This is a genomic window from Synechococcus sp. MU1655, assembly GCF_023630655.1.
Lineage (GTDB): Bacteria > Cyanobacteriota > Cyanobacteriia > PCC-6307 > Cyanobiaceae > Synechococcus_C.
Map to the genome: position 1 here is coordinate 1 of NZ_JAKUHK010000044.1, position 10330 is coordinate 10330.

A 10330-nucleotide genomic window follows, 5' to 3' on the forward strand; every position below is an offset into this window, starting at 1 on the left:
CTCGATCTTCTTCTGCAAGAATCACTGTTGTTTGTAGCAAGTTAAGGCTCAGTAGCCCCATCCAGGCTGTGCCATCTGATTGTTCGATGCGACTTCCGTCTTTAAGAGGATAGCGTCGATCGAAGATGGCAATATTGTCGAGGCCTAGGAAGCCTCCCTCAAATAGGTTGTCTCCATTGCGATCAGTTCTGTTTGTCCACCAACCATATTCGAGCAATAGCTCTCGGAGACTTGCCCTTAAGAAGGCATAGTCTCCTTCTCCTGTGTGGCGGCGGCTGATCTGAAAGATCCGCAGGGCTGCCCACGCACCAATGGGTGGATTGGCATCAGAAAGTGCCCATTCGTAGGCAGGGGATTGACCATTTGTTGCTGTGTAATAGGCCTGTCTGAGCATTCGACATTGTTGCTTCGCTTCAGCAGCATCGAATTCTGCAAATGCGACGGCGTGAAACATTAAATCCCATTGGCAGAAGTAGGGGTATTCCCAGCAATCTGGCATGGAAATAATATTTTTAGCGCGTAATGTTTTCCAGTAAGCGTTTTCAGTTTTCCAGCGTTGTTTGGGAGGGCGAGTTGAGTTGTTGTCTCCTCTTAGCCAGCGAGTGACATTCCAGTTGTAAAATTTTCTACACCAGAACAACCCTGCTCCTGCAGCAGAGTGGATGGCGCGGTCTTCGTCGTTGAGACCTGGAGCAATCCATTCCTGATGATGCTTCCATTCCAGGTATCGCATCTCAACCAAACGTGCGCTGTCCGCTGCAGCGATTGGCAATGTTTGGTTCGTTGCTTGGTCGCTTTGTCGACGCAGTCGTAAATGCACAACCCAAGACTCTCCTGCGGCGAGAGTGTGATGGAGGTGAAGAGCGGCTTTGCTGCCCTGCTGAGCTGGATTGACGGCGTTCTGTTCCCCGTTAATTAGATAGCGGTTGAAGGCGTCTTTCACGTAAGGCTGAGTAAGGGGTTCGCCCCAGAGAGCCTGAGTATTGGTTTCATTTTCTGTGAAAAGCCACGTGCCCTTTTCACTGCAGTTCAGTTCGTAAGCATCAAGGCCATCGATGGCCTCCGACACCAAACTGTTTCCTTGGAGATGCAAGTTTGGCCGTCTCGACTGAGGATCTCCCCAGGACCAGGTGTTGCGGTACCAAAGGCTAGGTAAGAGATGTAGCTCGGATGATTCATCACTGTGATTTGTGATGGTGAGTCGAATGAAGATGTCTTTGGCATCAGCTTTTGCATATTCGACTTCCATGTCGAAAAAGCGATTGTCTGAAAAGATTCCTGTATCGACTAGCTCATATTCTTTTTCGTCGCGGGAGCGACGCCTGTTTTCATCACGAAGATGTTGATAGGGAAATGTTGCTTGTGGGTAGCGATAAAGGGCTTTGGCATAACTGCAGGTTGGTGTTCCTGCCAGGTGATACATCGTGTCCTTGATGTCTTCACCGTGATTGCCTTCGGGATTCCCGAGGCCGAACAATCGTTCCTTGAGAATTGGATCCCGACCGTTCCAAAGTGCAGGCGCGAAGCAGAGCAATCCCTCAACGTCGCTCAAGCCAAGTAAGCCATCCTCTCCCCAGCGGTAGGTGCGTAGGTGGCTCTGCTCGAAGGGAAATGACTCCCATGCATTGCCGTCAGCGGAATAATCCTCCCGAACGGTGCCCCATTGACGGTCGCTGAGGTAGGTCCCCCATAAATTCCATGCGACATCCCCAGCCTCACGCTCTTTGCAGCGATGGATCTCATGAGGAGGTTCTTTCCGCTTTTGGGTCGAGAGCGCGTTGACGGAACTGGACATCACTCGACCGATCGGTGCGAGTTCTCAAATTAGGAAGTGTGCTCGGCCTTGACCACGTCAGACCTAATGGGGGCGGGGGGACTTGAACCCCCACAGGCTTTTCAGCCCAAACGATTTTAAGTCGCGTGCGTCTACCGATTCCGCCACGCCCCCGCGTGCCATGCAAGCTCGCTTCGACATCTTAGATTCACCCTAACCAGGTCGTCTTCTGTGTCCATCGAGAATCTTCTGTCTTCGGTTTCCTTAGACACGCTGCTTGTGATCGGTGGCTATGCGGCTTTGGGTGGCCTCTACCTCGTTGTGATGCCACTCCTACTCTTCTTTTGGATGAATGTGCGCTGGCATGTTATGGGGAAGATCGAGCGCTTCTCTGTGTACGGCCTGGTGTTCTTCTTCTTCCCAGGGATGATTGTGTTCGCACCATTCCTTAATCTCCGCCTCAGCGGCCAAGGGGAGGTTTAAGTCCCTTGACGCGTGCAGGTGTTCTCAAGCTTGGTCTGGGTCTCTTACTCGCTGGGGGTGTTGGTTTCTGGCTGTTTAAGGCTGCAGGGTTTGAGGGGTTTTCAGCAGGAATCGCTGCTGAAGCTGTGTTGGTGGTGATTGTTGTGGGTTGGACAGGCTCCTACCTCTTCAGGGTGGTGACTGGACAGATGACCTACATGCAGCAGCGACGCCGCTACCGAAAGGAATACGACCAACTCACAACAGAGCAGCTTCAGGCTCGTTTTGATGCCTTAAGCCCGGATGAGCAGCAAGCCTTGCTCGCATCTCTCAATTTGGATGAGTCCGAATCGGAACAGACCACTAAACCGTAGGCTCCGTTAATCAGACCCTCTGCTTTCTGTGACGGATCAATTTTCGAGGATTGAAGCGGTTTTCTCCCGAACGGCTCAGGAGCAACGCATGGCATTGATGCCATTTTTGATGGCAGGGGATCCAGATTTGAGCGCAACTGCTGATGTGCTTCTGAGCCTTCAAGCCAATGGTGCTGACATTGTTGAGCTAGGGATCCCCTACTCGGATCCACTGGCAGATGGTCCTGTGATTCAGGCTGCTGCCTTTCGGGCTTTGGAGCAAAAGACCACGCCAGCGAAAGTGATCGAGATGTTGGCTGGGTTGAAAGATCAGCTCAGCATGCCTGTGATTCTGTTTACCTACACGAACCCGCTACTCAATCGAGGGCCGGAGCGCTTTTTTGCGGATGCTGCTGCTGCTGGTGCTGCAGGCTTAGTGGTGCCTGATCTTCCTTTGGAGGAAGCGGAGAGATTGTCGCCTTTGGCTGCGACGTTTGGACTGGATTTGGTGCTGCTCGTTGCACCGACAACACCACAGAATCGGATGCAGCGAATTGCTGAATCCAGCCGTGGTTTCACTTATTTGGTGAGTGTGACCGGTGTAACTGGAGAGCGCGTGAAGCTCCAAGATCGCGTGGCGTCTTTAGTGAGCGATTTAAAGGCTTGTAACAGCGGTCCGGTGGCTGTTGGGTTTGGGATTTCTGGTCCTGAACAAGTTTTGCAAGTGAAACAGTGGGGAGCTGATGGTGCGATTGTGGGTAGTGCTCTGGTGAAACGCATTGCCGCTGCAGCGCCCGGGAAAGCCGCATTAGAGGCCGGAGAGTTTTGCAGGCAATTGAGGGATGCTGCTGGATGATGATCTGGCTTGCTTATCGAAGCTGTTGTCCCAAAGAGATCGAAATCGAACCAGAGGCTTCTTAATGTGATTGTCAACAACGATTCAATCGATTTAAATGATTTATGCAGTGTAAAGATGCCATTCTATTGTCAACAAAACACTTAAGGGAGGGTTGATCAATGGCGCGCTTCGTTCTTTGGGGTACATATTGTGATGGCGCACTTCAAAAGCGTGAGCCTTTTCGAGATGAGCATCTTGCTGGACTGCGTGCTCTTAAAGAACAGGGAACATTAATCACGTTGGGCCCTACGGAAGGAAGCACTCATGTCTTTGCCATCTTTGAATCAGACAGCAAAGCCAGCGTCTGTGCCCTCCTTGAACAAGATGTGTATTGGCGTGAAGGAATTTGGACGCAGCTGGATGTTTATCCCTGGGTCCAAGCCTTTTGAGCCTGTTGCCAAACCCATTCGGCTACAACCACATCCCCACCGTCTCCAAGGGCATCGGCGTAACCACTCATTTGTCCGATTCCTTCTCGGGCAACTTGTGCGATGGCCTCGCTGCTATCGAGTCCACGTTGTCGCAATGCTTTGATCTTGAGTGTGCGCGCTCGACGAATAATGTTTGTGCCATTGGGGTGGCAGCTAGCGCAATTGTTTTGAAATAAGGAGGCTCCCGACTCAACTGCAAGTGCAGTCGATGGCCATACCAGCATCACGGCAAGCAGAACTGATGACAGAAGTGAAATCATGCTCACAGATGCTGGTCAAGCAATAGTTTGCTTCCTTGTTCTGCGAAGTGCTGATGCTTGTCTCGATTGTTGGCAGGATTAGAGAATTCAGGGAACTTCCAGTTGGCCGAAAAGGATCTTCAGCGATTCCTGCAGAAGGTGGATCATTTGAATGGCTTGGTTCAGTCACTTCGCGATCATCCTGAGCGACGTCAGCAGCTCGCTGCTTGTGACGATCACAACTCAGTCGTGCAACTGGCCCGGTCCTGGGGGTTTGAAATCGCTCGGCGCTGGGGAGATGAAGAGAGAGCAGTGATTGATCGGCCGCCTAACAACTTGTTCCTCGGACAGGGTTTGGAACCCGGAGAGGAGCAAGAGAGCATGCTTTGCCAAGGCCGTGGTTGGCGGTTGATGCGGATTGAGTCATGCGCGGCTTCTAGCCCGAAGGAGTTCTGGTACGACCAGGCTGAAAACGAGTGGCTAACCCTTTTGCGCGGTAGTGCCAGATTGCAATTCAAGGATCCCGATGAATGGGTCGATCTCAGCGCGGGAGATCAGCTCTTGATTGCAGCCCATCGTCGCCACCGCCTGGCGAGGACAGATCCTCATCCTGGGACTGTATGGCTCGCTCTGTATTGGTCTGTGAATTCCAGTCCTCCTGTCTTGCCATTGAATCAAGAGGGCTTGAGCGTTTGACGAGCCAGTAGGAGCCGGCAAGGGCAATCGAAGCGATACCAAGCCCAATCAGAAGTTGCGGTTTGTTTTCAGATCCTGCAGGTAAAACAATCACTTTTCGGGCAACAGCCGTTAAAGCTGTTACCAGAACGAGCTCAATCTGGATGACATGTTTCCTGAGGTAGCTGGTGACGTTCTGAAGAACTTCAAGGGCAATCAGGACGGTGAGGAGATCTCCAAGAATTTTGATCAGCCCATCACCGAGCCAATAGGAATTGCGCTCGGTATAAATCAGCGCAAGGCTGACCCGAATCGTGAGTTGAATCAGGGCGGCCACAATCACCACGGCTGTGATGACCGTGAGCAGCTTGGCTACTTGTTGCTCTGCGGAGTCGACGAGCAGCAGGAAGGATCGACGTTTGCGACGGGCCTGAGGCACGGCTGATCAGTTGGTGAATGGGGAGTAGTAAGGCTTGGCAGGGGTTGTACCTGCGGGGTTTTCGATCTTGGTATCGCAGGTGATCGAGCCGTCGTCTCCCGTGACGCAATCCGTTGGCACCACAGTGCTGCCTGGCCCCGAGCGGCTGTTAGGTCCAAGGAGCCATGTTTCCGTTTGAGCCTTCGCCATCTGGGGAGCAACAACACAGAAACCAGCACCAGCCATGAGTCCGATGCTGAAGACGAGGGAAGCGGATAAACGCAAGGCAGGAAGGCATCTAAGACCACTTTGCCTGTGATTTTGCTCAGTTGCCGCGATCGTCGCGGATTTCGCGCAGAAGGAGATCGAGTTGGCCAAATGGATCCGTGTCGGTCGTTAAGTCGCCTGCGGAAGCGTTGGCATGGGCGGGAGCCTGATTGATCCAATCAGCTTCGATGCTGCAGAGCTTTGCTGCGAGCCGGGGCAGTCCTCCGAGCCGATGCTCTCGTTCAAGCACTTCCATCAGAGCGGGCATGCGTGTTGAGGTTGCTCGGAGGCTTCGGCGAAGATCGGCTTGGGTTCGACCCTGCTGTTTCAGCCAATCCTTCAACATTGAGGTCAGCTCTTCCTCAACGTCGGGAGACCAGGGGTTCATGAGCGTCCGAGGGGAAACCATCGATCCAGTCTGCGTTGTGCCCGTAGACGAATGTCCGGTGTGATGTGCTTACTGCATAAACCGATCACAGCTGTTAAGGCAACAAGGTCATCGCTAAAACCCGCGACGGGCAAAAAGTCGGGGATGAGATCGGTCGGTATGAGGAGGTAGGCCAGCGCTGCCAGCATCGTGAGCCTTGCCTGAGGAGGAGTGCTCTGATCCAGCACCATCTCGAGGGCTTCTAGGGCTGGAGCTGCAATCGTCCTTCCCGCGCGCCTTAATAGTCGTTGAAACACTCCCTCATCGATGACGGAGCTGTCGATCACGTCAGCTTCAAAAACGGAATCAGTGCAGGAAGAGGCATCAGTCATGAACGATGCAGCGTTGGGTAGTCAAGATTTCTCCACTATCACTGAATTCACTGATTTTTCAGTGGGCGGGTTCCACCAAGCCGTGCTGGATGCTGGTTTTGCGCAGTTTGCGTAAAGCCCGTTGCACCACCTGACGGCAATATTCTCTGCTGCAATTCATCTGTCGGGCGACCTCGGCAAGGGTGCGCCACTCGTGGCTTCCATCCAGTCCAAACCGCAGCATGACGATGGTTCTCTCTTTCGGAGTCAGGTTCGAATTGTCGAGCAGATTCCAGGCGGAATCTGTGCGCTCGGCGATTTCAGCCCGCTCCATCGGTGGAATTTCATCGCTGGGAAGGACATCCACCAGTTCGGACGGATCGGATTTTGACTTCACCACTCCCTGCAAGCTCACGGTGACGCTGCGAAGTTCACAGCCCAACAAGTCCTCAACTTCGCTGACTGGCAACTTCATGCATTCGGCCAATTGCTCGGCGGATGGGGTAAGTCCATTGCTTTGCATGAGTCGCGCTTTAGCAGCGCGTAATCTCGTCAGTTTTTCATTGACATTCACAGGGATCAGAATCGTTCTACTTTGTGTCGAAAGGGCACGGTTCAATCCTTGTCGAATCCACCAATAGGCGTAGGTGGAAAACCGATGGCCTCGGGTGGGATCGTATTTTTCAACGGCTCTGGTTAGTCCAAGTGTGCCTTCTTGGATCAGGTCAAGAAGATCAAGTCCCTTGCCTTGATATCGCTTCGCAAGATTCACTACCAACCTTAAATTGGCCGTGATCATTTGATTTTTTGCCTTTTCTCCTCGCTTGATAATGCGCTTCTCTTCGTCGTTGTAAACGCATGCATCCCCTTCGCTACCCGCCATTGTGCAGCGCTCAGTGAGAGCTGCCATAGCCTGCACCTTCCTGCCCAAGGTTAATTCCTGTTCAGGCGTCAACAGCTGATGCCGACCGATTTCGCCGAGAAAAGCACTCAGAGAACTCACCATCTGTGACTCCTGGTTTTCTTGAACTTAGGGCGAAAGTCTTTCTATCCAGAGGGCGTAATAAAGAGTGCGGAATTTATGTTTACAGCTTAATTCATGTTTTTTTCGTTATTCACTATTACTCCATTATTTCTTTTTGTTGCGCGTTTACTAGGGCTCTGTGCCCCCTTCTGCTTCTAGTCTTCGCGAGTGTGGCAAGCCAGCAGCTACGGTCAGCCCCACTGAATCATTTGTTATGCCGCTGGCCACTTTGCTGACCCCAGAGATCGCTAAAAGCGCTGGTGTGGCCTATGTGCACTACCTCAGTTTCATGCTCTGTTTTGCCGCTCTCGTCGTTGAGCGTCGCTTATTGCGTCCGGATCCGGATCGTCGGGCCGCTACGGCCATGGTGATCACCGACATCATTTACGGAATGGCCGCTTTGGCACTGCTGGTCAGTGGCATTTTTCGTGTCCTGTATTTCGGGCAAGGCAGCGATTTCTACACAACCAATCCCTTGTTCTGGTGGAAGGTCGGTCTGTATTTATCCGTGGGTGCCTTGTCGTTGTATCCCACAGTGACGTATATCCTCTGGGCGATTCCCCTGCGAAAGGGTGAACTCCCCAAAGTCTCTGAGGCGCTCGCCACACGTCTGGGCTGGATTGTCAACATTGAGCTTGCGGGTTTTGCTCTTGTGCCTTTGTTGGCAACGCTGATGGCTCGTGGTGTGGGATTGCCGGCGACGTGATCTGAAGCATGCAAGTTGACCCCTGTCCTCCAGTTCAGGCTCAGCAGATCAGAACCGATCAGTTGCGCCGAAGTGCTCTGACCCATGCCCCAGGCTATGGGGCCAGATTGGCGACTAGCTCATCCGGTTTTCCGGTTTTGCCGCGCTGGTGCGTCTGGGTTCAACCAGTTCAAAGCGTTGAGCCCAATCGTTGGGAACGTCGATGGTTCGGTGCTGTGGATCGTGCTCTTGATGAGTGGTCTTCTGTGTTGCCGATCATTCGGGTTGACGATCCTGAGCGGGCCCATATTCGAGTAGAGCGACGCAGGCCGCCCCGGCGACGTCTTGCTGATGGATGGCGCGCGAGCAATGGCAGAAGCGTGCTTCAGGTGTTGGAGGTGCAACGCCAGGGGGTGTGGCGTCTTGAGCCCCAGGTCACCGTGATGGTGTCACCTGAGTTGAGAGCTGAGTCTCAACAGGCCACAGCACTTCATGAGTTAGGGCATGCGTTCGGGCTGTGGGCCCATAGCTTGGAGCCCAGTGATGCGATGGCACCTGTCCAAGGCGCCTCGCCGGTGTTGAAGCTGTCGCCCCGTGATCGGCTCACCCTGGAGTGGATGCGAGGGCAGCCAAGTCAATTTGGCTTGCCTTTGACTCCGAAGCCTTAGGAGCGTCTTGGCGCGCCACGGCGGTTGGCTAGTACGGCCTGAACATCCCGCCAACTGACATTGTGATGAGCCAGTGCCACCTGGAGATGGAAAATTAAATCAGCCGCTTCCCCTGCGATCTCGTTGGCGTTGTTGTCTTTGCATGCCATCACAAATTCTGCGCTTTCTTCACCGATTTTTTTGAGAATTTGATTGTCTCCCCCTTCGAGTAATCGGTTGGTATAACTGCCTTCAACCGGGCTTTTGCGGCGATCCTCAATCATGCGCATCAATTCGGTGCAGGCATCGGCTGGAGGGGCGGCTGCGTCGTGTCCTCCTTTGCTGGGCACTGGACCATTGTCATAAAAACAGCTGCGTGCGCCTGTGTGACAAGCCACATCGCCGTCTTGCTCGATGGTGAGTAGGAGCACATCCGCGTCGCAGTCGTAGCGAAAGCCCTTGAGATGTTGGATGTGACCACTGGTTGCTCCTTTGTGCCACATCTCTTGTCGAGACCGACTCCAGTAGTGCACTTCACCAGTGCTCAGTGTGAGCTCCAGTGCTGCACGATTCATCCAGGCCTGCATGAGGATCGCTCCGTCTAGCCAGTCTTGAGCGATTGCAGGAATTAGCCCCTTGTCATTGAAGCGGAGTTCGTCAATGAAGGCGGCATCAGCGGCTGGCATTGGGGCTCGGTGCATGTAGATGTAGACAAGGTCAATTCTCCCGCAGTGTGCTCCCTCTTCCGAGCTGATGTTTCTGCCTCCCGCCGGCTTCACCTGTAGCAAGCATTTCGAGGGCTATCCCTGTTGCCATAGGCAATGGCAACACTCTGGACATTGTCATTTTGTGCATGGCTATAGCCGAAGCTTCACCTTTTGGTTTGTGGCCAATGAGCTGGATGCTTGTGGATTTGTCGTGGATTTTTCAAGCTTGCGTCCCTTAGAGAAACAGTTGAGAGACCAGTTTGATCACACCTTTTTGGTCAACCAAGATGATCCTTTGCTGGAGCAGTGGCGTTCCCTACATGAGCAGGGAGCCCTTGATCTTCGGGTTATGAACAATGTGGGAATGGAAAGTACAGCCCATTTGTTATGGAACTGGGCCAATGATCTTTTAAACGAACGTGATCTTGGTCGAACCTGCTGTTGGAAAGTAGAGGCTCGGGAAAACCAGGCCAATGCGGGGTGTTTTCAGGCGTTGCCAGAGTGGTTTACCGGGGCTGTCCATTGAAATTTGTTCTGCATAGCACTTGCTGATTGAATGGTTGCCTGAAGGGTCAAGTTCAAGATAAAATGCTTCTGTCTTTGCATTTTTATTCCACTAAACTTGTTGAAATAAGAATTGGGTTTTCGTAACTATTTAACTCTCCACGTAGATTTTAGTTGATTCCGAGCTGGCGTGACCTTTGCAGGGTTTGGTTAAGGATATCTCCCTTGCGAATTTTTTTTGATTGCTATTGTGAACTTTGTCAATGGTGCTCACGGTTCTGAATGCCGTTTAGCTGCCTCTCAATGGATGTTTTTGGGATTGCTCCAGCTTGATTCTGACAGGGAACGATTCAGGACTTCAACCCCATTTTTCGTCGCATTTGGAGGGGGGAATTAGTAGGCACTACTTCCAGAAATGATATGAATTGTCTACCCCTTAAATGGTTTTCTTGGATACATGTCGAGTTTAATTGTGGCTTTCGGTCCAGGTTGGATGCGACGAATAATG

The 10330-nt window shown here is 52.5% G+C and carries 15 protein-coding genes, 1 tRNA gene and 1 pseudogene; 8 read left to right on the plus strand and 9 right to left on the minus strand.

What is annotated here, in order from left to right; translation table 11 throughout:
• Together NCN04_RS03720 and NCN04_RS03725 are read right to left on the minus strand one after the other, a co-directional pair.
• The coding region (locus NCN04_RS03720; RefSeq protein WP_250395211.1) for an MGH1-like glycoside hydrolase domain-containing protein at nucleotides 1-1795 on the minus strand (1795 nt) is incomplete at its 3' end.
• A gap of 67 nt (nucleotides 1796-1862) precedes the next feature.
• Nucleotides 1863-1948: transfer RNA gene (locus NCN04_RS03725), tRNA-Leu, on the minus strand.
• Between the two features lie 57 nt (nucleotides 1949-2005).
• Here NCN04_RS03725 and NCN04_RS03730 point away from each other — a divergent pair.
• The 4 genes from NCN04_RS03730 (at nucleotide 2006) to NCN04_RS03745 (ending at nucleotide 3876) form a co-directional block, all read left to right on the plus strand.
• Nucleotides 2006-2257 (plus strand): NAD(P)H-quinone oxidoreductase subunit L, encoded by a 252-nt coding sequence (locus NCN04_RS03730; protein WP_048346851.1) that lies wholly within the window; start codon nucleotides 2006-2008, stop codon nucleotides 2255-2257.
• A gap of 5 nt (nucleotides 2258-2262) precedes the next feature.
• A complete protein-coding gene (locus NCN04_RS03735) occupies nucleotides 2263-2610 on the plus strand; it encodes a DUF3007 family protein (RefSeq protein WP_011619828.1) in 348 nt (115 codons plus the stop codon).
• Between the two features lie 28 nt (nucleotides 2611-2638).
• On the plus strand, nucleotides 2639-3445 hold the full coding sequence (gene trpA, locus NCN04_RS03740; RefSeq protein WP_350223228.1) for a tryptophan synthase subunit alpha: 807 nt from the start codon (nucleotides 2639-2641) through the stop codon (nucleotides 3443-3445).
• Between the two features lie 161 nt (nucleotides 3446-3606).
• Nucleotides 3607-3876: a YciI family protein gene (locus NCN04_RS03745; protein WP_048346849.1), complete on the plus strand. Its 270-nt coding sequence runs from the start codon at nucleotides 3607-3609 to the stop codon at nucleotides 3874-3876.
• Here the strand turns inward: NCN04_RS03745 and NCN04_RS03750 are convergent.
• Nucleotides 3852-4178 carry a c-type cytochrome gene (locus tag NCN04_RS03750; protein ID WP_250395212.1) on the minus strand — a complete coding sequence of 109 codons (327 nt, stop codon included), beginning with the start codon at nucleotides 4176-4178 and terminating at the stop codon, nucleotides 3852-3854. The two genes, NCN04_RS03745 and NCN04_RS03750, sit on opposite strands and share 25 nt — an antisense overlap.
• A 102-nt stretch (nucleotides 4179-4280) precedes the next feature.
• Between NCN04_RS03750 and NCN04_RS03755 the strand changes: the two are divergent.
• A pseudogene (locus NCN04_RS03755) lies at nucleotides 4281-4736 on the plus strand (Nif11 domain/cupin domain-containing protein); the annotation flags it as partial.
• On the opposite strand, the gene NCN04_RS03760 reads toward NCN04_RS03755, so the two are convergent.
• The 5 genes from NCN04_RS03760 to NCN04_RS03780 are packed head-to-tail and all read right to left on the minus strand — an operon-like array spanning nucleotide 4699 to nucleotide 7261.
• Nucleotides 4699-5271 carry a phosphate-starvation-inducible PsiE family protein gene (locus NCN04_RS03760; RefSeq protein ID WP_250395213.1) on the minus strand — a complete coding sequence of 191 codons (573 nt, stop codon included), beginning with the start codon at nucleotides 5269-5271 and terminating at the stop codon, nucleotides 4699-4701. The pseudogene NCN04_RS03755 and the gene NCN04_RS03760 sit on opposite strands and share 38 nt — an antisense overlap.
• 6 nt (nucleotides 5272-5277) lie before the next feature.
• A complete protein-coding gene (locus tag NCN04_RS03765) occupies nucleotides 5278-5535 on the minus strand; it encodes a hypothetical protein (protein ID WP_048346846.1) in 258 nt (85 codons plus the stop codon).
• 40 nt (nucleotides 5536-5575) lie between these two features.
• Nucleotides 5576-5905, minus strand: a complete 330-nt coding sequence (locus NCN04_RS03770) for a hypothetical protein (protein WP_048346845.1) — start codon at nucleotides 5903-5905, stop codon at nucleotides 5576-5578.
• Nucleotides 5902-6276: a YkvA family protein gene (locus NCN04_RS03775; protein ID WP_048346844.1), complete on the minus strand. Its 375-nt coding sequence runs from the start codon at nucleotides 6274-6276 to the stop codon at nucleotides 5902-5904. The genes NCN04_RS03770 and NCN04_RS03775 overlap by 4 nt, the downstream gene beginning before the upstream one ends.
• 58 nt (nucleotides 6277-6334) lie before the next feature.
• On the minus strand, nucleotides 6335-7261 hold the full coding sequence (locus tag NCN04_RS03780) for a sigma-70 family RNA polymerase sigma factor (protein WP_250395214.1): 927 nt from the start codon (nucleotides 7259-7261) through the stop codon (nucleotides 6335-6337).
• 232 nt (nucleotides 7262-7493) lie between these two features.
• Between NCN04_RS03780 and NCN04_RS03785 the strand changes: the two genes are divergently transcribed.
• Nucleotides 7494-7985: a DUF2214 family protein gene (locus tag NCN04_RS03785; RefSeq protein WP_048346842.1), complete on the plus strand. Its 492-nt coding sequence runs from the start codon at nucleotides 7494-7496 to the stop codon at nucleotides 7983-7985.
• Nucleotides 7986-7993: 8 nt separating this feature from the next.
• On the plus strand, nucleotides 7994-8632 hold the full coding sequence (locus tag NCN04_RS03790) for a zinc metalloprotease (protein WP_048346841.1): 639 nt from the start codon (nucleotides 7994-7996) through the stop codon (nucleotides 8630-8632).
• Here NCN04_RS03790 and hisIE read toward each other — a convergent pair.
• Complete coding sequence (gene hisIE, locus NCN04_RS03795) at nucleotides 8629-9297, minus strand: bifunctional phosphoribosyl-AMP cyclohydrolase/phosphoribosyl-ATP diphosphatase HisIE (RefSeq protein WP_250395215.1); 669 nt, start codon at nucleotides 9295-9297, stop codon at nucleotides 8629-8631. The two genes, NCN04_RS03790 and hisIE, sit on opposite strands and share 4 nt — an antisense overlap.
• A gap of 67 nt (nucleotides 9298-9364) precedes the next feature.
• Between hisIE and NCN04_RS03800 the strand changes: the two genes are divergently transcribed.
• Nucleotides 9365-9844 (plus strand): 6-carboxytetrahydropterin synthase, encoded by a 480-nt coding sequence (locus NCN04_RS03800; protein WP_048346839.1) that lies wholly within the window; start codon nucleotides 9365-9367, stop codon nucleotides 9842-9844.
• Nucleotides 9845-10330 lie beyond the last annotated feature (486 nt).

What these genes read in the sequence shown, in the direction of transcription:
- NCN04_RS03775 (WP_048346844.1), bottom strand. Translation starts at nt 6,276, where the DNA reads ATGACTGATGCCTCTTCCTGCACTGATTCCGTTTTTGAAGCTGACGTG.
- NCN04_RS03790 (WP_048346841.1), top strand. Translation starts at nt 7,994, where the DNA reads ATGCAAGTTGACCCCTGTCCTCCAGTTCAGGCTCAGCAGATCAGAACC.
- NCN04_RS03770 (WP_048346845.1), bottom strand. Translation starts at nt 5,905, where the DNA reads ATGAACCCCTGGTCTCCCGACGTTGAGGAAGAGCTGACCTCAATGTTG.
- NCN04_RS03745 (WP_048346849.1), top strand. Translation starts at nt 3,607, where the DNA reads ATGGCGCGCTTCGTTCTTTGGGGTACATATTGTGATGGCGCACTTCAA.
- NCN04_RS03785 (WP_048346842.1), top strand. Translation starts at nt 7,494, where the DNA reads ATGCCGCTGGCCACTTTGCTGACCCCAGAGATCGCTAAAAGCGCTGGT.
- hisIE (WP_250395215.1), bottom strand. Translation starts at nt 9,297, where the DNA reads ATGCCAGCCGCTGATGCCGCCTTCATTGACGAACTCCGCTTCAATGAC.
- NCN04_RS03800 (WP_048346839.1), top strand. Translation starts at nt 9,365, where the DNA reads ATGTTTCTGCCTCCCGCCGGCTTCACCTGTAGCAAGCATTTCGAGGGC.
- NCN04_RS03750 (WP_250395212.1), bottom strand. Translation starts at nt 4,178, where the DNA reads ATGATTTCACTTCTGTCATCAGTTCTGCTTGCCGTGATGCTGGTATGG.
- NCN04_RS03780 (WP_250395214.1), bottom strand. Translation starts at nt 7,261, where the DNA reads ATGGTGAGTTCTCTGAGTGCTTTTCTCGGCGAAATCGGTCGGCATCAG.